This is a genomic window from Metabacillus sp. cB07 (genome assembly GCF_016839225.1).
Taxonomy (GTDB): Bacteria; Bacillota; Bacilli; order Bacillales; family Bacillaceae; genus Bacillus_P; species Bacillus_P indicus.
The window spans coordinates 1,946,309-1,971,713 of the sequence record NZ_CP069296.1 but is presented as its reverse complement, the minus strand read 5'-3'; the positions used below and the strand labels follow the sequence as shown (position 1 = coordinate 1,971,713).

General features: G+C 44.3%; 21 protein-coding genes and 1 pseudogene. All 22 read right to left on the bottom strand.

Going from position 1 to position 25,405, the window contains the following annotated elements; translation table 11 throughout:
* Nucleotide 1 precedes the first annotated feature (1 nt).
* Nucleotides 2–2,597 (bottom strand): annotated as a pseudogene (mutS, locus tag JOJ89_RS09855) (DNA mismatch repair protein MutS).
* 137 nt (nucleotides 2,598–2,734) lie between these two features.
* Nucleotides 2,735–3,280: an outer spore coat protein CotE gene (gene cotE, locus JOJ89_RS09850; protein ID WP_203290184.1), complete on the bottom strand. Its 546-nt coding sequence runs from the start codon at nucleotides 3,278–3,280 to the stop codon at nucleotides 2,735–2,737.
* 475 nt (nucleotides 3,281–3,755) lie between these two features.
* Nucleotides 3,756–4,190, bottom strand: coding sequence for a YlbF/YmcA family competence regulator (locus tag JOJ89_RS09845; RefSeq protein ID WP_029565650.1), 435 nt, complete (start codon nucleotides 4,188–4,190; stop codon nucleotides 3,756–3,758).
* A 4-nt stretch (nucleotides 4,191–4,194) separates the two neighbouring features.
* Nucleotides 4,195–5,724: a tRNA (N6-isopentenyl adenosine(37)-C2)-methylthiotransferase MiaB gene (gene miaB, locus JOJ89_RS09840; RefSeq protein WP_203290183.1), complete on the bottom strand. Its 1,530-nt coding sequence runs from the start codon at nucleotides 5,722–5,724 to the stop codon at nucleotides 4,195–4,197.
* A gap of 202 nt (nucleotides 5,725–5,926) precedes the next feature.
* On the bottom strand, nucleotides 5,927–7,105 hold the full coding sequence (locus JOJ89_RS09835; protein WP_203290306.1) for a glycine C-acetyltransferase: 1,179 nt from the start codon (nucleotides 7,103–7,105) through the stop codon (nucleotides 5,927–5,929).
* A 21-nt stretch (nucleotides 7,106–7,126) separates the two neighbouring features.
* Nucleotides 7,127–8,167 (bottom strand): L-threonine 3-dehydrogenase, encoded by a 1,041-nt coding sequence (tdh, locus tag JOJ89_RS09830; RefSeq protein WP_029281182.1) that lies wholly within the window; start codon nucleotides 8,165–8,167, stop codon nucleotides 7,127–7,129.
* 217 nt (nucleotides 8,168–8,384) lie between these two features.
* Nucleotides 8,385–9,251 carry a 2-oxoacid:ferredoxin oxidoreductase subunit beta gene (locus JOJ89_RS09825; RefSeq protein WP_029281184.1) on the bottom strand — a complete coding sequence of 289 codons (867 nt, stop codon included), beginning with the start codon at nucleotides 9,249–9,251 and terminating at the stop codon, nucleotides 8,385–8,387.
* Nucleotides 9,252–10,988, bottom strand: coding sequence for a 2-oxoacid:acceptor oxidoreductase subunit alpha (locus tag JOJ89_RS09820; RefSeq protein WP_035319118.1), 1,737 nt, complete (start codon nucleotides 10,986–10,988; stop codon nucleotides 9,252–9,254).
* Between the two features lie 190 nt (nucleotides 10,989–11,178).
* A complete protein-coding gene (locus JOJ89_RS09815; RefSeq protein WP_029281186.1) occupies nucleotides 11,179–12,096 on the bottom strand; it encodes a dipeptidase in 918 nt (305 codons plus the stop codon).
* An 88-nt stretch (nucleotides 12,097–12,184) separates the two neighbouring features.
* Nucleotides 12,185–12,445 (bottom strand): stage V sporulation protein SpoVS, encoded by a 261-nt coding sequence (gene spoVS / locus JOJ89_RS09810; RefSeq protein WP_029281188.1) that lies wholly within the window; start codon nucleotides 12,443–12,445, stop codon nucleotides 12,185–12,187.
* 197 nt (nucleotides 12,446–12,642) lie between these two features.
* Complete coding sequence (locus tag JOJ89_RS09805) at nucleotides 12,643–13,437, bottom strand: TIGR00282 family metallophosphoesterase (RefSeq protein WP_029281190.1); 795 nt, start codon at nucleotides 13,435–13,437, stop codon at nucleotides 12,643–12,645.
* A 119-nt stretch (nucleotides 13,438–13,556) separates the two neighbouring features.
* Entirely contained in the window at nucleotides 13,557–15,119 is a 1,563-nt protein-coding gene (gene rny, locus JOJ89_RS09800) for a ribonuclease Y (protein ID WP_029281192.1), read from the bottom strand.
* A 379-nt stretch (nucleotides 15,120–15,498) separates the two neighbouring features.
* A complete protein-coding gene (gene recA, locus JOJ89_RS09795) occupies nucleotides 15,499–16,536 on the bottom strand; it encodes a recombinase RecA (protein ID WP_029281194.1) in 1,038 nt (345 codons plus the stop codon).
* Nucleotides 16,537–16,790: 254 nt separating this feature from the next.
* Nucleotides 16,791–18,053 (bottom strand): competence/damage-inducible protein A, encoded by a 1,263-nt coding sequence (locus JOJ89_RS09790; protein WP_203290182.1) that lies wholly within the window; start codon nucleotides 18,051–18,053, stop codon nucleotides 16,791–16,793.
* Between the two features lie 15 nt (nucleotides 18,054–18,068).
* Nucleotides 18,069–18,647: a CDP-diacylglycerol--glycerol-3-phosphate 3-phosphatidyltransferase gene (pgsA, locus tag JOJ89_RS09785; protein ID WP_029281198.1), complete on the bottom strand. Its 579-nt coding sequence runs from the start codon at nucleotides 18,645–18,647 to the stop codon at nucleotides 18,069–18,071.
* Nucleotides 18,648–18,722: 75 nt separating this feature from the next.
* A complete protein-coding gene (locus JOJ89_RS09780) occupies nucleotides 18,723–19,601 on the bottom strand; it encodes a helix-turn-helix domain-containing protein (protein ID WP_411335006.1) in 879 nt (292 codons plus the stop codon).
* A gap of 21 nt (nucleotides 19,602–19,622) precedes the next feature.
* Nucleotides 19,623–20,408 (bottom strand): YmfK family protein, encoded by a 786-nt coding sequence (locus tag JOJ89_RS09775; RefSeq protein ID WP_029281202.1) that lies wholly within the window; start codon nucleotides 20,406–20,408, stop codon nucleotides 19,623–19,625.
* A 177-nt stretch (nucleotides 20,409–20,585) separates the two neighbouring features.
* On the bottom strand, nucleotides 20,586–20,843 hold the full coding sequence (locus tag JOJ89_RS09770; RefSeq protein ID WP_029281204.1) for a DUF3243 domain-containing protein: 258 nt from the start codon (nucleotides 20,841–20,843) through the stop codon (nucleotides 20,586–20,588).
* 80 nt (nucleotides 20,844–20,923) lie between these two features.
* Nucleotides 20,924–21,637, bottom strand: coding sequence for an elongation factor P 5-aminopentanone reductase (ymfI, locus tag JOJ89_RS09765; RefSeq protein WP_203290180.1), 714 nt, complete (start codon nucleotides 21,635–21,637; stop codon nucleotides 20,924–20,926).
* 55 nt (nucleotides 21,638–21,692) lie between these two features.
* On the bottom strand, nucleotides 21,693–22,979 hold the full coding sequence (gene yfmH, locus JOJ89_RS09760) for an EF-P 5-aminopentanol modification-associated protein YfmH (RefSeq protein WP_203290179.1): 1,287 nt from the start codon (nucleotides 22,977–22,979) through the stop codon (nucleotides 21,693–21,695).
* Complete coding sequence (gene yfmF / locus JOJ89_RS09755) at nucleotides 22,980–24,260, bottom strand: EF-P 5-aminopentanol modification-associated protein YfmF (RefSeq protein ID WP_203290178.1); 1,281 nt, start codon at nucleotides 24,258–24,260, stop codon at nucleotides 22,980–22,982.
* A gap of 197 nt (nucleotides 24,261–24,457) precedes the next feature.
* Nucleotides 24,458–25,402, bottom strand: coding sequence for an ABC transporter permease (locus JOJ89_RS09750; protein WP_406817977.1), 945 nt, complete (start codon nucleotides 25,400–25,402; stop codon nucleotides 24,458–24,460).
* Nucleotides 25,403–25,405 lie beyond the last annotated feature (3 nt).

Below are 25,405 nucleotides of genomic sequence, written 5' to 3'. Positions count from 1 at the left end.
GCTATTTTAATTTTTTTTGCAGCTGATACAGTTCATTCATTGCATCAAGCGGCGTCATTTCAAGCAGATTGATGGCCCGGATTTGCTCAAGCACAAGAAGATCTTTTTTTGGAGCCTGCCTGCCGCCTTCTTTTCTGGCTGGCTGCTCATTGAAGAAAGAGAGCTGGGCATCATCCGTTTTTTCAAAGGTTTCCCTATTTTCCTGTACGGCTGCAGGAACTTTGCTCGTTTGTTCTCCTTCCAGCCCTTCAAGAATTTCTTTTGCCCTTTTGATCAGGTTCTGGGGGAGTTCTGCCAGTTCTGCCACATGAATTCCGTAGCTTTTATCTGCAGGACCTTCTTTAATCTTATGAAGAAACACAACTTTCCCATTCTCTTCAACCGCTGATACATGAACGTTTTGAAGCATAGGCAGTTCTTCTGCAAGACTTGTAAGCTCATGATAGTGCGTGGAAAAGAGTGTTTTTGCTCCAATATGGTGATGAATATGCTCAATAATTGCCTGGGCCAATGCCATGCCGTCATATGTGGATGTTCCCCTGCCGATCTCATCGAACAGAATCAGGCTTTTGCCTGTCGCATGAACAATCGCATTTTTGGCTTCAAGCATTTCGACCATAAATGTACTTTGTCCTGATATTAAATCATCGGCAGCCCCAATTCTTGTGAAGATCTGGTCAAAGACCGGAAGCACCGCCTCTGAAGCCGGAACAAAGCAGCCGATTTGAGCAAGAATACTCGTCAGAGCCACCTGTCTCATATATGTGCTTTTACCGGACATATTAGGACCCGTAATTAAAAGCATGCCGCGATCGTTCGAGAAATAGCAGTCATTTGGAACATACTCCTGTGAATTCATCACTTTCTCAACAACCGGATGTCTTCCGTCTTTGATGAACAGTTCGCCATCTGAGAACACAGGTTTTGTATAATGGCGCTTTTCACTGATGACCGCAAAACACTGCAGGACGTCCAGTTCGCTTATGCACTTGGCAAGAGACTGGAGGTTAGGAATAAAGTGTTTGACCTGTTCTCTCAGTTCAGTAAACAGCTGGTATTCGATATCAACCATTTTTTCTTCTGCTTCAAGAATGAGTGTTTCCTTCTCCTTGAGTTCAGGAGTAATATACCGTTCAGCATTCGTAAGTGTCTGTTTGCGTGTATATCTTCCCTCTTCAAGTAAATGAGCATTAGCCCGGGTTACCTCAATGTAGTATCCGAACACTCGATTGTATCCGATTTTCAGTGATTTGATGCCTGTGCGGACTCTCTCCTGCTGTTCAAGCTCCGCTATCCATGACTTCCCGTTTCTGCTTGCATCCCTGAATTGATCGAGCTGTTCATGAAACCCGTCCTTCATAATGTTTCCGTCTTTTATCGAAAGAGGCGGGTTTTCAACAAGTGCCGCGTCAAGCAATTCACACAGCTCTGTGCAAGGATCAATTTTGTGCTCTATTTCACGAAGCGCTTCGTGATGAATTCCAGAAAGCACTTCTTTAATGGCAGGAACCTGCTGAAGTGATTTCTTCAGCTGAATTAAATCCCTTGCATTGACGCTGCCGAAAGCGACTCTGCCTGCAAGACGTTCAAGATCGTACACTTCTTTCAGTTTCTCTCTGAGATCCTCGCGTTCAAAATAGTGATTTTAGGAGCGATTGAACCGTATCGAGTCGGCTTTCTATTTCCGTTTTAGACAGCAGCGGTCTGTCAATCCATTGTTTCAGCATCCGTCCGCCCATGGCCGTTTTCGTCTCATCAAGCAGCCATAGGAGCGATCCTTTTTTGCCTTTGGAACGGATTGTTTCTGTCAATTCAAGATTTCTTTTTGAATAGATATCGATCTTCATAAAATCCTGAAGCTTGTACACTTTTACTTTTTGCAGGTGATCGAGGCTTCTTTTCTGCGTTTTCTGCAGATAAGTGCACAGTCTGCCAAATGTCTCTTTCAGCCGGTCATCTGTCAGGTGGTCCATTATGGGGTCAAAAGCATCCCATTTTTCTGCAGACTGAAAAGAAATCGTCACTTTCGATCTCTCTGTCACCTTTTTCAGTGCCACCTGAGGAAAATCAGGATCTGCGACAAGCTCTCTTACATTCAGAGAATACATCTCGCTGATCACTTCATCAAATCCGTTTAAAAGAGTGACCTGATTTTCTCCGGTAGACAGATCCGTAACAGCAAATCCGTAGCAGGATGAGAATTCGGATACAGATGCTATGTAATTGTTTTCTCTTTCCTGAAGGCCTTTGCCGTTCATGACTGTTCCCGGTGTGATCAGCTGCACTACTTCTCTGCGCACAACGCCTTTAGCCTGTTTTGGATCTTCTGTCTGTTCACAAATGGCCACTTTGTAGCCTTTCTCGATCAAAGTTTCAATATAACCTGGTGCAGAGTGATATGGAACGCCGCACATTGGAATTCTGTCGGCACTGCCTCCGTCTCTGCTCGTCAGTGTGATTTCAAGTTCAGCAGATGCTCTCTTTGCATCTTCAAAAAACATTTCATAAAAGTCGCCAAGGCGAAAAAATAAAAAGGCATCCTGATACTCTGCCTTTATCTTTAAATATTGCTGTATCATCGGCGTATATGCTGCCATTGTAATCCCCCATTACCTTGCGTTTCAAAACAACCTTAATTATAGCATACAAACCTGTTTTTTTGGTTTGGGGAATACTAGAAGCTCGAGATTTTGCCAAAGAAAAAACCAGGAAGATAATTCTCCCCAGTTTCCTCTTACTCTTCGTCTCCGCCTACAAGAAATTCAGGATTCAGGTCTTCAAACTCATCGTCAAGATCCTCTTCCCAGTCCTCTTCTGATTCAACAAAGCCTTCGTTGTTGATTGCAACAACCACTTTTGTTTCTCCGACAACCTCTGCTAAAAACTCACGCTCAGCTGAAACGACAACTTTGTTGCCGTTAGGAGAAATGTTAACCTCCATGCAGTTAGGCTGCTGCATCACTTTTGCAATCACTTCATGTTCATCGTCAAGAAAGTTGTTATCTTTATATTTCAGCTTAATGACGTCAACATATGAAACTTTTTCTGTGACAACTTCTGTTTTCGTATTGTCTGCATACGAATACCAGACATTGATGTCATAAGTACCTTCTACCTCGACTGTTTTCCCAACCTTTTTCGCATCATATTTATGGTTGATCAGCCAGCCGCCCAGAATGCTTGTCGGCTTTTGCGAAGGAGCAATGCTGTGGGTGGATTGAGTAAACTTTTTGCCTTTCGCAACTACCGCTTTCGTGATTATTTCTCTGTATTCAGCCATTCGTACATACCCTCCTCAATCATCTTAATTTAATCCTATGCTGGGCTAGTATGGTTTGTGCTACTGCTTAAAAGGAATAAATAATAGGTACCGCCAATACATGAATCGGTATACTTCATTCTATGCGTGTACGCCCAGAAATGTGCCTAAAAGTTTAAAAGAAAACCCAATTCAGGCTTAACTGCAGGCATATAGGATAAAATCTTGTTCGTCCTATAAATATGATATAGCTGTTCATTTTAGTAGAGGTTTTCAGCAAAGGCGGGTTTGGCCTTTGCTGGATGGGGTTGTATATATGATTATTTGGAACATAGTTTAGTTAGATATTTTTTCGTTTTTTTGATATCCGGCTGTTCCAGATGCTTTTTGTTGGAATTCAGTTATTAGATAGATAGTATGATTATTTAGAACATGATTTAACTTGATAATTAAACACAAAAAAAGTCCTTTCTGTTTTCACAGAAAGGACTTTTTTTCAGCTGCTGCAGGCTGATCCTTTAGAGTTGTTCACTTTTGAACCTGTTTCCCCGCTCAGAAGATCTCCGCCTGTCGTGCGGATAATCTCGTCTGTTACATGATTTGATATGGTAACGGCGATCAGCTGGAGCAGATCATTTACTTCAATTTGAGATTCCTTGAACTCCTGAATGATCGGAAGTTCATCGAGCTCTTCCTGAAGTTTGTCAATTTTATCTTCTACTTGTTTAAGCGCTTCCTGCTTGCTGTAGTGCTGAAAATTGACTGCTTGTTTTTGAAGGCTTTTAATGCTTGCTACTTTTTCGCGGATTTTCTGATTTTCGTTAATTTGAGATTCTGCTTTTTTGAAGAACTCAACTTCTTTTGTATCAGCTACCATTTGCGCCAGCTCACGTGCTCTGGCTACGATTTCTTCTTTCGTATACATTGTCATCCCCCTATTTCACCTCTAGTGCTTCTTCTGCCATTTCCCCATCTAAAGACCATGTTTTTGCTTTCGTAATTTTCACTTTCACAATCTCGCCGATTGCTGATTTTGGACCTCTGAAGTTTACAAGCTTGCTTTTTGATGTATACCCGGCAAGCACTTCAGGGTTGTTTTTGCTTTCGCCCTCAACAAGGACTTCCACAACCTGACCTTCATATTCCATCATTTTTTTTGCTGAGATCTCATTGACCAGCTTGTTCAGTTTTTGCAGGCGTGCCTTTTTCACTTCCATCGGAACATTATCCTGCATTTTCGCAGCAGGCGTCCCTTCGCGCGGAGAGTAAATGAACGTGTATGCACTGTCAAATTCCACTTCGCGGTACATAGAGAGCGTTTCTTCAAACTGCTCATCTGTTTCGTTCGGGAATCCGACGATGATATCTGTTGTTAAAGAAGCTGTTGGAATCGCTTCCTTAATTTTTTTGACGAGTGTCATATACTTTTCACGGTCGTATTTGCGCGCCATCAGCTTCAGCACTTCCGAGCTTCCAGACTGTACTGGAAGATGGATATGATCAAGAAGGTTTCCGCCTTTTGCAAGGACCTCAATCAAATGATCATCAAAATCGCGCGGATGGCTTGTTGTAAACCGGACACGGGCTACGTCGATTTTGCGGATTTCATCCATCAGATCTCCAAGTCCGTATTCCATGTCTTCAAAGTCTTTGCCGTATGCATTTACGTTTTGTCCAAGCAGGGTAATTTCTTTATAGCCGCTTGCTGCAAGCTGTCTTACTTCATGAATAATTTCTTCCGGGCGTCTGCTTCGTTCTTTTCCGCGGGTGTACGGAACGATGCAGTATGTGCAGAACTTGTCGCAGCCGAACATAATGTTGACCCATGCTTTAATTTTGCCTTTGCGTTCGCGCGGCAGATTTTCAATAACATCGCCTTCTTTAGACCAGACCTCAATGACCATTTCTTTGGACATATAGGCATCGCTAAGAATATTTGGCAGGCGGTGAATGTTATGTGTGCCGAAGATCATGTCCACATGCTGATGCTTTTTCATAATCCGGTTAACAACCGATTCTTCCTGGGACATGCATCCGCAGACGCCGATTAAGAGACCCGGTTTTTCGCGTTTCAGCGCTTTTAAGTGGCCGATTTCGCCAAACACTTTATTTTCTGCATTTTCACGGATGGCACATGTATTTAAAAGAATCACATCAGCATCTTCTGCTTCGGCTGTTGCAACATATCCAAGTGCAGTAAAAATCCCGGCCATTACTTCCGTATCGTGCTCGTTCATTTGACAGCCGTACGTTCTGATCAGGAATTTCTTCCCGTTGCCGAGGCCTCTGAATTCTTCTGAGATTTTAAAGTCATTTTGATATTTCACTTCTTCTTTACCGCGTTTTTTAGCATCCTTTAAAGAAGGAGGCATGTACACGGCCTGGAAATACTTGCTGTAATCCTTCTCGGATTTTTTGTCCGAAGGCGTTACCTGTGAGCTTTCCAGACGCTGCTTTTCGTTCATGTAAAACAGTCTCCTTTCAGGCCTTTCAAACCGCCTCACTTATGTGAGAGTATACCAATTTTATAGTATATATGTTCTTAAAGAACAAAACAATAAAATATTAAGAAAGGACATACATCTATAGTAAATGATTGAGAAAAAAAAGAAAAGCAGGGCTTCCGGCTGCGGCAAAAAAAGAGAGGCAGCGAGCCTCTCTTTTCGATTATTTCAGGATGTTCAGCTCTTTTGCAGCTTTTTCAAAAATGTCCAGTGCCTGCTGAAGCTCTTCAGTTGAGTGTTCGGCCGTAACAATTGTTCTTACGCGGGCCTGCCCTTTTGCTACTGTAGGGAACGCGATTCCCTGAGCAAAGACGCCGTATTCTCTCAGTTTATCAGAGAATTGATGAGACAGCGCCTCATCACCTACAATGACAGGCGTAACCGGAGTTTCGCTTTTCCCGGTGTCAAAGCCAAGATCTTCAAGACCCTTTTTGAAGAACTTCGCATTCTCCCAAAGCTTATCAATCAATTCAGGTTCTTCAAGCAATACATTGATCGCTTCCATACACGCTGCCGTGACAGCAGGAGGATGAGATGTGCTGAATAAGAACGGACGTCCTTTTTGAATAAGATAGTCAATCAGCGTTCGTGTACTCGCAACGTATCCGCCAAGCACACCTACCGCTTTGCTCAATGTTCCCACCTGAATATGTACACGTCCGTCAAGACCAAAATGATTAACCGTCCCGCGGCCGTTTTTCCCAAGCACACCTGAAGCATGCGCATCGTCAACCATAACGAGGGCGTCATATTTTTCAGCAAGCTCGACAATCTCGGGAAGTGGCGCGATATTGCCGTCCATTGAAAATACACCGTCTGTCACAATAATGCGGACACGGAAGTCTGCTGATTCTTTCAGTGCGCGTTCAAGGTCAGCCATATCCACGTGATTATACACTTTGCGGGCTGCTTTTGTCAGTCTGATGCCATCAATGATGGATGCATGGTTTAAAGCATCAGAAATGACCACATCTTCTTTTGTCAGAATAGAAGACAGCACGCCCTGGTTTGTTGTAAAACCGGACTGAAAGACAAGTGCTGCTTCCGTATGCTTAAACTCGGCAAGCTTTTGCTCAAGCTCTTCATGCATGGAGAATGTTCCGGCGATCGTCCTGACTGAACCCGTACCGGCCCCGTACTTCCGTGCTGCTTCTATGGATGCTTTTACAAGTCTTGGATGTGTGGTGAGCCCAAGATAGTTGTTTGAAGAAAGCTGAATTAATTCTTTTCCTCCGATCACGACTTTTGACTTTTGATCGGATTCCAGCGGAATCAATTTACGGAACGTCCCGTTTTGTTTCATTTCATCAAGTTCTGCCTGTAAGTATTCAAACCCTTTCATCATAGCCCCTCCAGTTCATGTTTAAGGATGTAATACGACTTTACCACATTTTCCTTCGATCATTAAATTGAAGCCTTTTTCAAAGTCTTCAAGCGGGAAGTGATGGGTGATCAGCGGCGTGACATCAACCTGCCCTGATTTCAAAAGGCGCGAAACCTGCTGCCATGTTTCATACATTTTTCTGCCTGTAATTCCCTGTACGGTTATGCCTTTAAAAACAATATCATTCGTAACATCAATTTCTACAGGCCGAACCGGGAGACTCAAAATGGACACTCGTCCTCCGTTTGTCACCATCTTGAACCCCTGATTCATCGCAGCCGGGTGGCCGGACATTTCGCACACGACATCGACGCCGTTTCCATCCGTAAGTTCGCTGATTCTTTCAAGCGGATCTTCATTTTTAGAATTGATGACGGCTGTTGCTCCCATTTCTTTTGCAAGGTTCAGTCTGTAGTCATTTAAATCGAGCGCAATGACCTGCGATGCCCCGGCAGCTTTTGCAACGCCGGCAGCCATAATGCCGATTGGACCGCAGCCAATAACAGCCACGCTTTTTCCTGCTACATCACCAGCAAGAACAGTATGCACCGCATTGCCCATAGGCTCCTGTATAGACGCTGTATCAAACGGCATTCCCTTCGGATTTTTCCAGAGGTTGACAGCCGGAAGCGCCACGTATTCTGCAAAACAGCCATCTGTGTCGACACCGATAATCTTCGTATTTTTACAAATATGATAGTTTCCTGTCAGACATTGCGGACATTCGTAGCATACAAGGTGAGTTTCAGCAGAAACAAAATCTCCAACCGCAACGTTTGTAACTTTGCTTCCAACCTGGGCAACCTCTCCGGAAAATTCATGCCCAAAAACATATGGTGGATTCACTCTGCTTTCCGACCAGGCATCCCACGTATAAATATGAACATCTGTCCCGCAGATGGATGTAGCTTTTACTTTAATCAATACTTCGTGATCGTTAATTTGAGGAATATCCACCATTTTAAGCTCGGCTCCAAATCCTCTGTGATGCTTGACAACCGCTTTCATTTTTCCATTCACAATGAACACTCCCTGCTTAAAAAACTGCTTAATACGTTATCATAGTTGAAGTTTATCATCCTTGAACAGCAGTGTAAAGATAGGTGTCCTCTCCAAAAAGACACTTGAACACACCCGGAAAAAATCTCTGAAAAAGTTTCATAAGCGCGATAAATCTGACCAGAATCATTTATTTTTCAACAGAAAAACGCCTATCCGGAGATAGACGTTTTCTGACTTACATAAATTCTGAAAGAAGTTCGTTAAACTTCTCTTCGCTGATTTTAAGGTCTGCATGAGACAGCGGTTCTTCGCTGTAATTGTGAACGAGCTCCTGATAGGATGGCTGATTGGCATTCTGATAAATCAGTCCTGTTACCAGTCCGTTTTTCTCCATCAGCGTCTGCATGGCCTGCATCCGGTTAGAAGGATCATACCCTTCGATATCTGCAAGCTTTGTGAGATTTTCCTTGAACCAGTCATACGTATTGATTTTGTTGTACGTTACGCAAGGGCTGAACACATTGATCAGTGAGAAGCCTTTATGTTTAATTCCCGCTTCAATAATGGCTGTCAAGTCTTTTAAGTCCGTTGAAAAGCTCTGGGCCACAAACGTTGCGCCTGCTGTAAGAGCCATTTCCATAACAGAAAGAGAAGATTCAATGGACCCTTTAGGCGTACTCTTCGTTTTGAATCCGACATCGCTTCGCGGAGATGTCTGGCCTTTTGTCAGGCCGTAAATCTGATTGTCCATAACGATATATGTGACATCAATGTTTCTTCTGATGGCATGAATGGTATGTCCCATGCCGATGGCAAACCCGTCGCCGTCACCGCCGGAGGCGATAACCGTCAAATCTTTGTTCGCCATTTTGACGCCCTGGGCGATCGGGAGGGAACGGCCGTGAATGCCGTGGAATCCATAGGCATTGATATATCCTGAAATACGTCCGGAACATCCGATGCCTGATACAACGGCAAGCTGATCCGGCTCAAGGCCTGCATTTGCGGCGGCGCGCTGAATGGCAGCCTGCACGGAGAAGTCTCCGCATCCCGGACACCAGTTTGGTTTTACATTATTCCGAAATTCTTTAAATGTCGCCATTTAGAACAACTCCTTGCATTTTGAATGAACTTCATGCGGCAAGAGCGGATTTCCATCGTATTTTAAAATCGAGGAAATTTTCTCTGCATGGCCGACATTCATTTTGATCAGGCTGGCAAGCTGGCCAGTCGCGTTGTTTTCGACTACTACGACTTTTTTTGCTGCCTTTACAAGCGGAAGCATTTCATCTGCCGGGAATGGATGAAGAAGGCGGACATGTGCGTGATTTGCTTTCACGCCGTCCTTTTCAAGGCGGACCATTGCCTCTTCAATCGTTCCTCTTGTTGAGTTAAAGCCGACAAATAAAACATCCGGTTCAGGGTGAATCAGATTCTGATGAACAGGCGTATCAAACCTCATGGCTGAAAGCTTTCTTAGACGTTTGTCCATCTGGGCTTTGCGGTTTGTTGCCACTTCTGAAGGCTTTCCTGTCTCGTCATGCTCAACACCTGTCACATGGTGAATGCCGTTCTTCATACCTGGCAGAACACGCGGAGAAACTCCGTCATCTGTCACTTCAAAGCGTTTGAAATAGCCTTTGTTTTCGATTTCCGGAAGTTCTTCCTGAACGAGCTTGCCGCGTCGGATTTGAATTTTATCATAGTCTAATGGTTCAACTGTCTGTTTGCCAAGGGAGAGCTGAAGGTCAGTGAGAAGGATGACCGGACACTGGTATTCCTCTGCAAGGTTGAACGCTTCAATGGTATCGTAAAAAGCTTCCTGAACCGTACTTGGCGCCATCACGATCTTAGGGATCTCCCCGTGTGTTCCGTAAATCATGGCCATCAGATCTGACTGTTCCTGTTTAGTCGGAAGACCTGTACTTGGGCCTCCGCGCTGCGTATCCACGATGACAAGCGGCTGTTCCGTGATTCCGGATAATCCGATTGCCTCCATCATTAATGAAAGGCCGGGCCCTGCTGAAGCAGTCAGTGTCCGCGTTCCGGCGTAGTTTGCGCCGATTGCCATTGTACATGCGGCAATTTCATCCTCAGTCTGAATGACCGTACCGCCAAAATCAGGCAGCTTTTTAATTAAATACTCCATAATTTCAGAAGCCGGAGTAATCGGATAGGCAGCCATAAACCGGGCTCCGCCTGCTACAGCACCAAGTGCGATGGCATCATTTCCAATCATGAACATGCGCTTGTTTCCGTCTGCTTTTTCAAGGAACAGATCATCGCGGTCAAACTGGAGCTCCTGTTTCATGTAGCTTGAGCCTTTTGAAATGGCCTCAAGGTTCTTCTCGACAATCTGCTGGCCTTTTCTTCCGTAGATCTCCTGAACCACATTCTGAAACTGTTCTGTTCCAAGGTCAAGAACTGCACTTGTTGCTCCGATGGCTACCATGTTTTTCATCAGAGACGTTCCAAGCTCTGTTGCGATCTCTGTAAAAGGAACAGAATAAAGTACAGCGCTGCAGTCATCCGGAATAGACGGATTAAATTTTGAATCTGCAATCACAAGCCCGCCTTTGCGAAGCTCATACACGTTCACATCAATCGTTTCCTGATCAAAAGCTACTAATATATCAAGGTCATCGGATATAGCTCGGACTTGGGTTGTGCTTACGCGAATTTTATTGTTCGTGTGGCCGCCCTTAATTCGGGATGAAAAATGGCGGTACCCATACAAATAATATCCCATTCTATTTAAAGCAATTGAAAAGACTTCACCTGTACTTTCAATACCTTCGCCCTGCTGTCCTCCAACTTTCCATGAAAGTTGACTGATCATGTGCCTTACACCCCTTCTTAAGAAACACTCATATATTTTTTGCTCTAATTAGAGCTGATACACTGCGTCAGATTATGTACTAAACGTTACAATTGTAGAACGATAAAGAGAAAAAAACAAGCGTTTCAGGCAAATAAACCTGTTTTCGCCCTGAATTTATTTGATTTTTTCAAATCTTTCATCTATTGCGTCAGAATGGAATGGCATTGATAAAATTGAGGCATAGAAATTTTTCCGCCTGTCTTTCCGAATAGTGCCTGAGAAGCGTGTTTACGAGATAAGGATATTGCTCATACCCTTCAAGTCCCTCTACGGTTTCGTCAATGCCGTCAAAATCCGAACCGAATCCTACCGCATCTTCCCCGACAATACCAAGAATATAATCAAGATGATTCAAGATGTGCTTCATGCCGGCTTGTGCATGGGACGCCGTAAACTGCGGAACAAAGGTAATCCCGATGATTCCCTTTTTATCAGCGACCGCCTTCAGCTGATCTTCTTTTAAATTCCTCGGGTGCGGACAGAGAGCGTAGGAATTGGAATGGCTTGCCACCGGATAGTCTGCCAGTTCAATGACATCCCAGAAACTTCTCTCGGACAAATGGGAAACGTCCGTCCACATGTTATACGCATTCAGTTTTGAAACAGCATGCCTGCCAAAAAAGGTAAGTCCCGCATTCCTTGTTTCGAGCGCACCGTCTGCAAGCAGGTTGGCAAAATTCCAGGTCAGCCCGGCTGCCCTTACACCCAAATGATAAAAAACAGACAGCATTTGAAGATCATGGCCGATCGGCTCCAATCCTTCAAGCGTCAGGATGGCCCCGATTTCATCTTCTTTCAGACAGGCTGCATCCTGCTTCGTTTTGATCAGCCTGATTTTTTCATAGCGTTCAAGAATGCGCTCGTGAAAAATGGCAGCCTGTGCAATCGCGCATTCTTTTTTATTAACTGCCTCTACTGGCACAAAAATAGCGAAGCACTGAATCCTCGCTCCAAATCTGAAGAGCTTTTCAATGGTTACGTGAAGATTCAAATCGTTCCATTCGCTCTTCTCAGGATCTTTCCAAAGCTGGTACAGCAGATCACAATGAGCATCAAAGATACGCACAAGAAATCAACTCTTCTCCGGCAATGCCTTATTTATGAAAAAACAAGCCTGCTTGCGTATCCCGCAAACAGGCTGTACTCTTCTCTATTTAACGAGGCTCAATAATTAATTTTATCGCAGTACGCTCTTCACCATCAATGAGAATATCCGTAAAGGCGGGTATGCAGATCAGGTCTACGCCGCTTGGAGCAACAAATCCCCTGGCAATGGCGACAGCTTTTACGGCCTGATTAAGGGCGCCTGCGCCAATGGCCTGTATCTCGGCTGCTCCTCTTTCCCGCAGAACGCCTGCAAGAGCCCCCGCTACGGAGTTAGGATTGGACTTTGCTGAAACTTTTAATATTTCCATTTCTAGAATCCCCCTTGTTTTCAATAGATCGTGAATGTACATTGGATCGTGTATTACCGGATCTGTTCGGAGGGCTCATCCCCTTTATGAGCCTTCTGAACCTCTTATACAGTCATTCCATTGATACTATATTCACTAGAGGGAACGAGTATTCCTGCTTGTTCATTTATTTTTTCTAAAATTTCAAAATAAATGATCTATTCAAAAAACATGTGATCATTATTAATTAAAATCCGTTCAATCTTTGATGCGTTACCTGTTTTATCATTGATATCGACCACAACTGCACTCAGCTGCGCCTTTCCTTCTGTTACTTCAAACCGGACCGGCAGACTTGTTAAAAAGCGTTTGATGACAGCTTCCCGCTCAACTCCGAGTATGCCGTCATACGGTCCTGTCATGCCGACATCTGTAATAAAAGCAGTCCCGTGATCAAGAATCCGTTCATCTGCCGTCTGAACATGTGTATGGGTTCCGACAACAGCTGATGCCTTTCCGTCCAGATACCAGCCCATTGCCTGCTTTTCACTTGTAGCTTCCGCATGGAAATCCACAAAGATAATAGGTGTGCGTTTTCGCGCTTCCTCAATCAGCTCATCTGCTTTTTTAAACGGACAGTCAATCGGAGCAAGAAAGGTCCGGCCTTGAAGATTAATCACAGCCACTTCTTTGCCGTCCGCTTTAATATAGGTAATGCCTTCTCCTGGTGTCCCTTCAGGAAAATTGGCAGGACGGATCAAATGAGGAACCTCCTCGATGAATTCAAAAATCTCCCGTTTATCCCACGTGTGATTCCCCATCGTAATGACTTGTGCTCCCGCCTGAATCAGCTCATGATAGATTTTCTGCGTGAGCCCTTTTCCATGAGCAGCGTTCTCTCCATTTACGATCGTCAAGGATGGTCTGAACTTCTTTTTAAGCTTTGGCAAGTATTCTTTAATCATGTCCCGGCCCGGTGAGCCGACGACATCTCCGACAAATAATAGTTTCATGCTGTAAAACCTTCTCTCTGCAAATATGTCTTTTTCTTTAGTTTGGCTTAGATCTGCTGAAAATAGGCCCCTGTCTTTCAGTTGCGGGCAAAAAATAAAGCGATGCGGGAGGCATCGCTTTATTTTGCATATTCAACAGCCCTTGTTTCACGAATGACTGTTACTTTAATGTGACCTGGGTAATCCAGCTCTTCTTCAATACGCTTGCGGATATCACGTGCCAGACGGTGAGCCTGAAGATCATCGATCGTATCCGGCTTAACCATGATGCGAACTTCACGGCCTGCCTGAATGGCGAAGGATTTTTCAACACCTTCGTACGATTCAGAAATCTCTTCAAGTTTTTCAAGTCGGCGGATATAATTTTCAAGCGTTTCGCTTCTTGCGCCCGGACGAGCCGCAGATAAAGCATCTGCTGCCGCAACCAGAACCGCAATAACGGAAGTCGGTTCCTGATCGCCATGGTGAGAAGCAATACTGTTGATGACAACCGGATGTTCCTTGTACTTAGTAGCAAGTTCCACACCGATTTCAACATGGCTTCCTTCAACCTCATGGTCAATTGCTTTACCGATGTCATGCAGCAAGCCTGCACGTTTTGCCAATGTTACATCTTCGCCAAGCTCTGCAGCCATAAGGCCGGAAAGGTAGGCAACTTCCATTGAGTGCTTCAGGACATTCTGACCGTAGCTCGTTCTGAACTTCAGACGGCCCATAATCTTGATCAAGTCAGGGTGAAGTCCGTGAACGCCAACTTCAAAGGTTGTCTGTTCACCTACTTCGCGGATGTACTCATCCACTTCGCGGCGGGATTTTTCAACCATTTCTTCAATTCGTGCCGGATGAATGCGTCCATCCTGCACAAGTTTGTCCAATGCGATTCTTGCTGTTTCCCTGCGAATTGGGTCAAATCCGGAAAGAATAACGGCTTCCGGAGTATCATCAATAATCAGGTCGATACCTGTCAGGGTTTCAAGTGTTCGAATATTTCGTCCTTCACGGCCAATGATGCGTCCCTTCATTTCATCATTTGGCAGGTTAACGACGGATACCGTTGTTTCAGCCACATGATCGGCTGCACAACGCTGGATAGCAAGGGAAAGGATTTCTTTCGCTCGTTTATCCGCTTCTTCTTTCGCACGATTTTCGCTTTCTTTAACGGTTACGGCGATATCATGAGAAAGCTCATTTTCAACCTTTTCAAGAATGATCTGCTTAGCCTCTTCACGGGTTAAGCTGGAAATGCGCTCAAGCTCAGCTTGCTGTTTCCGCACCATCTCGTCCACTTTGCTTTCCATCTCTTCAATATGCTGTTGTCTTTCATTCAGAGAATCTTCCTTTTTCTCAAGCATGTTTTCGCGCTTGTCTAAAGATTCATCCTTGCGGTCAAGATTCTCTTCTTTTTGTAACAGGCGATTTTCTTGTTTTTGCAGCTCATTTCGTCGCTCACGAATTTCCTGCTCGGCTTCTGTGCGAAGCTTGTGAATATCATCCTTTGCTTCAAGAAGCGCTTCTTTTTTCGTTGCTTCTGCATCACGCCTTGCATCTTCAAGAATCTGCTCAGCTGTGCCTTTAGCACCTGCAATCTTCGCTTCTGCAATGGATTTACGAACAAAATAGCCAACAACTGCACCGACGATTAGGCCAAGCAAAATGGAGATGATCATTGTAATGGGATCCATCATTTCACCTCCTCTTGCTATGAACTTGTTTCTTGCTAGATTTAAGTGTCGGCATGTACATTGCATACATTCTTCAATATACAGCACAAAGCTTAAGGGTTTCATGGAGACCTTGCAGCAATCCGTTCTGCAGGTCAACATCTGCTTTCATAGTGCCTCGCAAAAAGTTCTAACAAAATAGTATTACTTCTCAATTGTAAATGTGTGAATTTTTCTTGTCAAGCCTGTCATTCAGGGGTTTTCAGTGCAATTATGAATTTTCAGGCATTGCCTGACATTTCTTAAACAGGAAAAGTCAGGAGTTCCGCCCATTTACTTCAACCATTCTGCCAACATTTATTCAAAAATATACAAAAAAGAGGCGCGGACGCCTCTTTTTTTAGTCTTCGAGCAAATTCAGTTCATCTTGTTCTTCAGGTACAGCAGCGTCACCGTCTAATCCGTAGTGGCTGCGGATTTTCTCCTGAAGCTCAAGGCGAATGGCCGGGTTTTCCTTAAGGAAGATCTTTGCGTTTTCTCTTCCCTGTCCCAGGCGCTCATCATTATATGAATACCATGAGCCGCTCTTTTGAACAATATCGCTTTCCGTTCCAAGGTCGATGATCTCTCCCTCTTTGGAAATGCCTTCTCCGTACATGATGTCAACTTCTGCAACACGGAATGGAGGAGCAACCTTGTTCTTGACGACTTTTACTTTCGTTTTGTTTCCGACCATTTCATTTCCCTGTTTTAGTGTTTCTGCACGGCGCACTTCAAGACGGACAGAAGAGTAGAATTTAAGAGCGCGTCCGCCTGGCGTCGTTTCAGGGTTTCCGAACATGACACCGACTTTTTCACGGATCTGGTTGATGAAAATGGCAATAGTCTTCGACTTGCTGATCGCGCCGGAGAGTTTGCGGAGCGCCTGCGACATAAGACGCGCCTGCAGACCTACGTGTGCATCTCCCATTTCTCCTTCTATTTCTGCTTTAGGAACAAGGGCAGCCACTGAATCGACAACCAGAATGTCTACAGCTCCGCTTCGGACAAGAGCTTCGGCAATTTCAAGGGCCTGCTCGCCTGTATCCGGCTGGGAAAGAAGAAGCTCATCAATGTTGACGCCAAGCTTCTGGGCATATACAGGATCAAGGGCATGCTCAGCATCAATAAATGCAGCCTGTCCACCTGCAGCCTGTACTTCAGCGATTGCATGAAGGGCAACAGTTGTTTTACCTGAACTTTCAGGTCCGTAAATTTCAACAATTCTTCCGCGCGGATAGCCGCCGACTCCAAGAGCCGCATCCAGCGCAAGCGAACCGCTTGGGGATGTAGAGATTTTACGGTCGGTCTGTTCACCGAGTTTCATAATTGAACCTTTACCAAATTGTTTTTCTATTTGTTTAAGTGCCATATCTAAGGCAGCCTGACGATCGCTCACTGAGTTTCCTCCTTTAGTTATTAACCTATTAATAATATACCTTTATTTTATCTGTTTGACAAGCAAAAAGCGAACATTTATTCGTTTTTTTGCACATTGAAATGGATGGAAAAATTCATTTTTCTCCTTATTGAAATGAGAAATTTGAATTCTTTTAATCACCTAAAATTCTATTTTACATTTCTGAAGGGGATTTGCGCAGCCTCCCATGCACTCGATGCGAATTAGAAAATGGACAAAAAGAAAAATACAGCTTATTCCGCTGTATTTTCTGTTAAAGCTTTTACCGCAAGATGGCAGCCGTATTTAACTGTTCGCTTGCGTATGCCGTTCCTGCTTCCTGCAAGCAGGAGCTGATGCGTTACTGTCTGCCTGCCCTTTACGGCAAGACCTATATAAACAGTGCCGGGTTTCTTTCCTTCAACAGGCTCTTCGCCTGCTATGCCTGTGAAGCTTATTCCGATATCGCTCCCTGTCAGCTTTCTGATCTGCTCTGCCATCTCTTGTGCACATTGTTCGCTGACGGCACCATGAACATCAAGCGTTTCTTTCGATACTCCGAGCATGGCTTCCTTCACTTCATTTGTATAGCACACAATCGTTCCTTTAAAAACGTCCGACGTGCCTTTAACGGCTGTAAGCTGATCTGAGAACAGCCCTCCTGTCAGGCTTTCAGCTGCAGAAATGGTCATTCCCCGCTGCCTCAGGTGCCTTAATAGCTCTTCTGCAAGTGTCGTCTGATCATATCCGTAGAAAAACGCGCCGACTCTTTCATTTATCGCCTTTTCAGCATCGTTGATCAGTTTGACAGCTTCAGTTTCAAACTGATGCCTTGCTGTCAGTCGTAAGGTCACTTCCCCGTCACCCGCAAGAGGAGCAATTGTAGGGTTGGATTGTCCGTCAATCAGATCCTGAATATCCGTTTCAAGCTGGGATTCCCCTATACCGAAATAACGGAGAACTCTTGAGATGATCTTATCGTTTCTGCCAAGTGCTTTTCTGAAAAAAGGAAGTCCGAATTTAAGAAACATCGGCTTCATTTCACTTGGAGGCCCGGGAAGAAGCATATAGATGATGCCGTTTTCCTGAATGGCCATCCCCGGCGCCATGCCATGTTCATTTTTAAGAATATCAGAGCCCTCAATGACAAGAGCCTGCTTTTTATTGTTTTCTGACATGGGGCGGTTTACTTTCACAAAATAATCTTCGATGCTGCGCAGCGCTTCCTCGTCCGTTGCGAGTTTTCGCCCGAGCATGCTTGCGATGGTTTCTTTTGTGAGGTCGTCCTTCGTCGGACCGAGCCCGCCAGTAAACACGATGATGTTTGAACGTTCCTGTGCTGTTTTTACTGCCTGCTTAAGCCTGCCCGGGTTATCTCCAACCACTGTATGGTAATAGACGTTAATCCCGTTCTCTGCAAGCTGCTGAGAGATGAACTGGGCATTTGAATTGACGATTTGCCCGAGCAGCAATTCAGATCCAACCGCAATGATCTCTGTTTTTGTAGCCATGTGCATTCTCCTCTGCGTGTTTTACTTTGAAGAAAGAAGGGCAGCCTTGTTTTTGGCAAAATAGTCCCAACCGGAATAAACAGTGAAAAATAATGCAACCCATAATGCAAGATCTGCAAAAGGAAAAGACAGATAGGAAAACGGGATATTGTGCAGCAGCAAAGCAGAGATGGCAATAATCTGTGCCCATGTTTTTATTTTACCGAGCATATTCGCAGCAACGACTTCCCCTTCTCCTGCAAGCACAAGACGAAGACCGGTCACGGCAAATTCACGGCTGATGATTATAATGACAATCCATGAAGGCGCAAGGCCAAGTTCCACTAAAATAATCAGTGCGGCTGATACAAGAAGCTTATCAGCGAGCGGATCAAGGAATTTGCCGAGGTTTGTGACCATGTTAAGCTTCCGGGCATAGTAGCCGTCAATCCAGTCTGTTGTTGAAGCAATAATAAACAGGATCGCCCCCGCTAAATGAGTGACAGGGATTGAAGTCTCTCCAGCGTACAATGTTCCCCAGTCAAAAGGCGCAAGCATAATCACCATAAATACCGGGATTAAAAGAATTCTTGAAATGGTTATCTTATTTGGCAAGTTCATGTGTTTTCCTCCAAAACGTTAATGTATGTACAGCAAGACAAAAAAGAATGAAAGAAAGCCATCTTAAAGATGACTTTATTCCTTAGTATATACGATTTGCATATCTTGTCTCACAGTTTTTTTCGGATCAATCTTGTATTCAACGGGTTTGCCGTTTACTTTGATCTGTGCAGCGGATGCATTTCCGATGACAATGAACGCTTCCGTTTCATTTGTAAAGTCATGGGACTCGGTCTTGCCTTTATTCAGCATGCCGCTGAAAAACTTTTTGCCGGATGCGTTGCGAATCTCAATCCAGGTTGTCCCGGATGAGGTTACATCAAGCTTGAACTGCTCGGCTTTTGTTAACTCGTAAACAGCTTTCCGGCCGGCTGTTTCCTTAAATACGACTTCTGAAGCCGGTTCGGCGGGTTTTTCTTCAGCAGGCTTATCTTCCTCAGCAGGAGGAGCGCTGCCTGTATCTGTTTCTTTCGGCTCGGGCTCTTCAGGGCTTTCAATGGCATCGTATTCATTTTCGCCGCTTGATGTCTGTTTTGGCTGATCTGCCTGTCCTGATGAATCCGGCTTGTTTTGAACAGTAATCCAGATGATGACCGCTGCAAGAATGACGACCGCTATAATAAGAATGCGCGGCAGGAATTCAAGAACTTTTGATGCTGATTTCGGCAGCTCTTTATGTGTTTTCACGCGGGAGAGCTCAATCGTCTCCTCTGTGTGAACAATTGGAATTTCATTTTTGTATTCATCAAAAAGTTTCTCCGGATCAAGACCGACTGCTTCTGCATACTGCTTAATAAAGGCACGCACATAAAAGTTTCCCGGCATCATGCCGTAGTTTCCCTCTTCTATGCCGAGCAGATAGCGCTTCTGAATTTTTGTTATTGCCTGGAGATCGTCAAGACTTAGTTTCCGCTCTTCTCTCGCCTGTTTCAGTCGATTTCCTAATTCACTCAACCATAACACCTTCCATATCTTCTAAAAATCAAACCCGGAAAAACTCGATTCATCGAACATTTGAGGCCCTGTTGCTTCCTCATATGTAATCTTTTCATCCGGGTCATTCCGAAGTTCAATTATATAGTCAAAATCATCTAGTGTATACTCTGTATTTTGCACAAACATATCAGGGTGTTCCACTACTTTTGTTGCTGAAAGCCGCATAATTTCCCTGACAAGCTGCAAATGCTTCTCCGAACCTCTGCGGGTCGATACAATCCCGTCGATGATAAACACATTATCTACACTGTATTCATCCGCAATCAGCTGGCTGCGGATCGTTTGCTTGAGCAATGTAGACGACACAAAAAGCCATCTCTTATTCGCACACACGCTTGATGCCACAATGGATTCGGTTTTCCCTACTCTCGGCATGCCCCTGATTCCAATCAGCTTATGCCCTTCCTGCTTGTACAGCTCTGCAAGGAAATCAACAAGGAGCCCAAGTTCATCTCTGACAAACCTGAACGTCTTTTTGTCATCCGCATCTCTTTGTATGTATCTTCCGTGACGGACTGCAAGTGTATCCCTCAGTTTAGGTTTTCTTAATTTAGTCACTCTAATATGGTCCATCGTATTTAAAATGGATTCAAGCCGCTGGATCTGCTCGTTATTTGTGCATTTAAGCAGCAGTCCCCTCCGGCTGTCGTCCACGCCGTTTATCGTCACGATATTAATGGAAAGCATCCCGAGAAGCGATGATATGTCACCGAGGAGACCGGGACGGTTTTTCTGAATTTCATATTCTAAATACCATTCCTGCATATCCAATTATGGACCCCCTTCAAAACAAGGTCTGTCTCACCTATATCCATATCATAAAGCATTTTGCCAAAAGAGGAAAGAATAATTCCTTGACAATAAAAAAAGGGTACAGAGACCTACAAAAGCGTCAGAATTTAGAAAGGAAAGCAGAAAAAAAGAGAGGACCTGCGTCCCCTCTTATCTTGTGCCGTTATTTTGGACAAGTTTTACCATCATGTTCGCAATGGCATGCTGCTCGTCTTTAGAAGCAACGCTCCAAAGATCTGCAAGAACTTTTTCCTGATCATTTTTCGGGTCTACCTGTTTTGCGAGGTAATCGCCGATTTCATAAGCAAGGTCGCCTACAGCTTCTTGTTTCATTCCGTCGCCCTCAGCGTGGTGCAGACGGTCGCCGAGGAAGTTTTTCCACTGATCCCAGTTATCTAAAACAGACATTCTAACCCCTCCTAATTAAATGGAATACAGTGTTAGTTTGTCTTTGCTTCATGAATTTATGCGGAAACGGAACGAAAAATTTACACGTGCCAGCCCCCATTAACCGAAAGAATCTGACCGGTTATGTAGCTTGCCCGTTCTGACGCAGCGAAAGATACAGCATCTGCAATTTCTTCCGGCATCCCAAGCCGTCCAAGCGGTATTTCTTCTTTTAAATAATCCAGCTCTTCTTCTGTAAATCCGTCAAGCATTTTCGTTTTAACTGCACCGGGAGATACTGCATTCACTCTGATTCCTGAAGGTGCAAGCTCTTTTGCCAGGGCTTTTACAAACGAGTTTTGCCCGCCCTTCACCATACTGTAGAGCACTTCGCATGAGGCGCCGACCTCTCCCCAAATTGACGTGATCACTACTATATTTCCGCTCTTTTTCCGCACCATAGAAGGAATTGCCTTCTGTGCAATTTTATAGGGGCTTGTGATATGAAGCTGAACGAGTTCTCCAATTTCATCATCATTTAAATCAGTCATAAGACCAAACTTGCTCTTTCCGCTGTTCAATATAAGAAGGTCAGCAGCGATTCCCTGCTCCATAAGCGTGTCCGGACCTGAGGGGATTGAGAGATCGGCCTGTACAATCCTGCATTGTACAGGAAGTTCCTGTTTAAACCTCTCAAGCGGTTCTTTGTTCCGGTGATAATGCAGGATTAAATCATATCCTTCAGAAGCAAGCTTTCGTGCAGTTGCGAGACCGATTCCTCCGCTTGCTCCCGTAATGAATGCCGTTTTTTTCATCTTTCTCCTCTTTCCTATGATCTTGACGAGAAAAAAACACCCTCAAAAAGGATGTTTATTTCGGTACAACCTGGCAGACTGAAAACAGTTCTTCTTCAACCACTTCATTCAGCGTAGAATGAATATCATCGTTTGTCAATTGCTCAAGAACAGGCACAACATCAAACAGATTCATTTCGTTGAATGAATAGCGCGTAAACTGGTTTGCGATGTACTCCGGTGAGTTAATCGCTCTAAGAAAAGAACCGATTTTTTTCTTTTTGGCATTTTCAAGGCGCTCTGCGGGTATACCTTCGCTTTTAGCCTTGAGCAGCGTCTGCTTAATTTCGTCTGCAAGCTCATCCGGACGGTCTGTATCGCCGCCGATCATGGCAAAACCAAACCCGCTTTCTTCTGTATAATCATAGCTGAATGTATCATCAATCAGTCCATTTTCATACAGTTCCGTATACTTCTCAGAGCTTTTTCCAAACACCATATCCAAAATGAGGTTCATTGACAGCTCGTGCTTCATCAGCTCTTGCCCTGAGCGGTCAGCCTGCTTTGCTTTCAGTCCGACAAGGCATTTTGAAGACTGCACATTCATTTTCAGCTTTTCCGAAGCTTTGGCGACAGTATCCGGCTCTTTTACTTCTGCCCGTTTAATCTCAGCCTGAGGCTTAAATTCTTTTTTGTTCTGATTATCCCGGATCTGAGTCAGAATGCTCTCCGGATCAACAGGACCTGTGACAAACAACAGCATATTGCTTGGATGATAAAACGTGTGATAGCACTCATACAGAAGGTCTTTCGTTATTTTGGAAATGGACTCCACTGTCCCGGCAATGTCAATGCCAACCGGATGCTTGTGGAACATGTTCTGAATGAGCCCGAAATAAAGACGCCAGTCGGGATTATCGTCATACATGTTGATTTCCTGGCCGATAATGCCTTTTTCCTTCTCGACAGATTTTTCCGTGAAGTAGGGATCCTGAACAAAATCTACAAGAGTTTCAAGGTTTTTCTCGACATTCGAAGTACTTGAAAATAAATAAGCTGTCCTTGTAAACGATGTAAAAGCATTTGAAGAGGCTCCCTGCTTGCTGAAATCCTGAAACACATCTCCATCTTCTTTTTCAAAAAGCTTATGCTCAAGAAAATGAGCAATTCCGTCCGGAACAGAAATCATGTCCTTTTGATCAAGGGGCACAAATTCATTGTCAATCGAACCGTATTTCGTAGTGAACGTCGCATAGGTTTTATTGAATCCTTTTTTAGGGAGAACATACACGTTCAGGCCATTCTCCATCTTTTCATAGAACAGCTCTTCCTGCAGCTGATCAAACTTTATGGATTTTGCCATTTAAGCCTCCTCCTTTCCCGTTAAAAAGTACACCGTATCAAGTTCAATTTTTCCCGCAGCTGCAACAATTTCTTCTTTTGTTACATGCTCAATTCCATCCAGGTACTTGTCAAAAGGCTCGTCAATGTTCGAAATGACGTTGTGATACAGCACTTCTACAGCTCCGTATGACGTATCAATGGTTTCAAGAAGCTGATTTTTAATGACCGCTTTCGTCTGATCAATTTCCTTTTCTTCAAAATCACCGTTTTTCATCGCTTCCATTTGTTCTTTTATGATGGTTACAGCCCGTTCAAAGTTTGCAAATTCAATGCCGGACATGACCATCAGAAGTCCTTTGTGGCTTTCGACTCTTGAAGCGGCATAATAAGCGAGACTTTCTTTTTCGCGGACATTGATAAACAGCTTTGAATGGGAAAACCCTCCAAAAATTCCGTTGAAAACTTGAAGCGCATAATACTCTTTATCCCCGTAAGTACAATGGGTGCGGTAGCCGATATTCAGCTTGCCCTGCTTCACGTCCTGCTTTTCAATTACTTCATTTGGCTCAGACTGTCTTTTTTCGATGATGGATTTCTCAGCTGATTTGTGTGCGTTTTCACCAAACACAAAAAACTGCTTTGTATATTTGCTTACCTCTTCCTTCGAGACGTCACCTGTTACGTAGAGGTCCATTTTGTCTTCTTTTAATGCTTTTTTATAGTACTCATAAAGGCTCTCTGATGTAATGCGGTCAAGATGGTCAATCTCTCCGTTCACATGCAGGCGGTATGGCTCATCTTTGCACATTTCCTGCACAAGCCTCAGATTGGAATATCTCATTTTATCGTCATAAACCGCTTGGATTCTCTGCTTAAGCGTCCGTTTTTCCTGATTAATGATCTCATCAGGAAAAGAGGAATTTTTTACAACAGGAGAAAGAACAATCTCAGACAGAAGCTTCATCGCTTTTTCAAGAAGCGGAGTCTGATCTGACAAAAAGCGTTCGTTGGCAACCTCGATGCGGATGGAAATAATATGATGGTCGCCTTTTTTCGACAGGTCCACAAAAAGTGTTGCACCGTAAAGTTCATCCAGGTGCTTTCTGAGTTCTGTGCTTGTCGGAAACGTTTTTGTCCCCCTTTGAAGTACGTAAGGCAGGAGCGCTCGGAATGTCACGTCTTCTTCATTGAGCGGTGCAAGCATTTTGAATACAAGTGAATTTGTCTTAAATTTATCCGTTTGAACGGTATGAAGCGTCAAGCCGTTGATTGTTTCAATTTCTTCTTTTAAATAACTCATTATGACCCTCCTAACAAGCAGATTCTCTTTTATTTTTACCTGTTTTCTACATTAGCGTATGGAACCATTCTAGTAATTATATCAACTTTAGGATAATTAAGGAAATGATAACCCGCCATATACCATTAGTTTGCCGCTGTCCACGATATGCATTCATGCAAAAGCGGCCCCGCCATATGGCGGGGCCGCTTTTGTTCCTATCTTTTTCCCTTTTCATAAGGTGTTCCAAGTGCCTTCGGTGCATCTGCGCGTCCGATAAATCCTGTGAGCGCAAGAATGGTGAGCACATAAGGTGTAATCAGAAGATACATGGTCGGAATGTCCTCAAGAAGAGGCAGCTGTCCGCCTATAACGCTCAAACCCTGTGCCAGTCCGAAGAAGATGGCCGCTCCCATGGCGCCAAGCGGATGCCACTTTCCGAAGATCAGGGCAGCAAGCGCCATGAAGCCCTGGCCGCTGATTGTCGCGTGACTGAAGTCGCGGGCAATAATCGTTGCATAAACGGCTCCGCCAACACCTGCGAACGCACCGCTCAGAATAACTCCGATATAGCGCATTTTCGTCACGTTAATTCCCATTGTGTCTGCCGCCATCGGATGCTCCCCGACAGCACGCAGCCGCAGTCCAAACGGCGTTTTGTACATAACAAACCAAACAGCAAATGCCGTCAGGATGGCAATATACGTTGTAATATAACCGTTTGAGAAGAAAAGAGGTCCGATAACCGGGATATCACTTAAAACAGGGATGTCGATTTTACTGAAGCTTTCCGTAATCCGGTCTGTCTGGCCTTTATCGTAAAAAAGCTTAACTAAGAAAAGAGATAGTCCGATTGCAAGGAAGTTAATGGCAACTCCGCTTACTACCTGGTCTGCCCGGAATGTGATGGATGCTACTGCATGAAGCACAGACAGCAAAGCACCCGCTGCAAGCGCTGCAAGAATAGAAAGCCACGGTGTTGCATCCCCGAACTGATCGGCAAATGTCAAATTGAATACGATGGCGACAAATGCGCCGATGACCATTAATCCTTCAAGACCAATGTTAACAACGCCTGAACGTTCACTGAACATGCCTCCAAGTGCAGTGAAAATAAGCGGAGCGGCAACAAATAAAGCCGTTGGGATGATGAGTTCTAACATGTG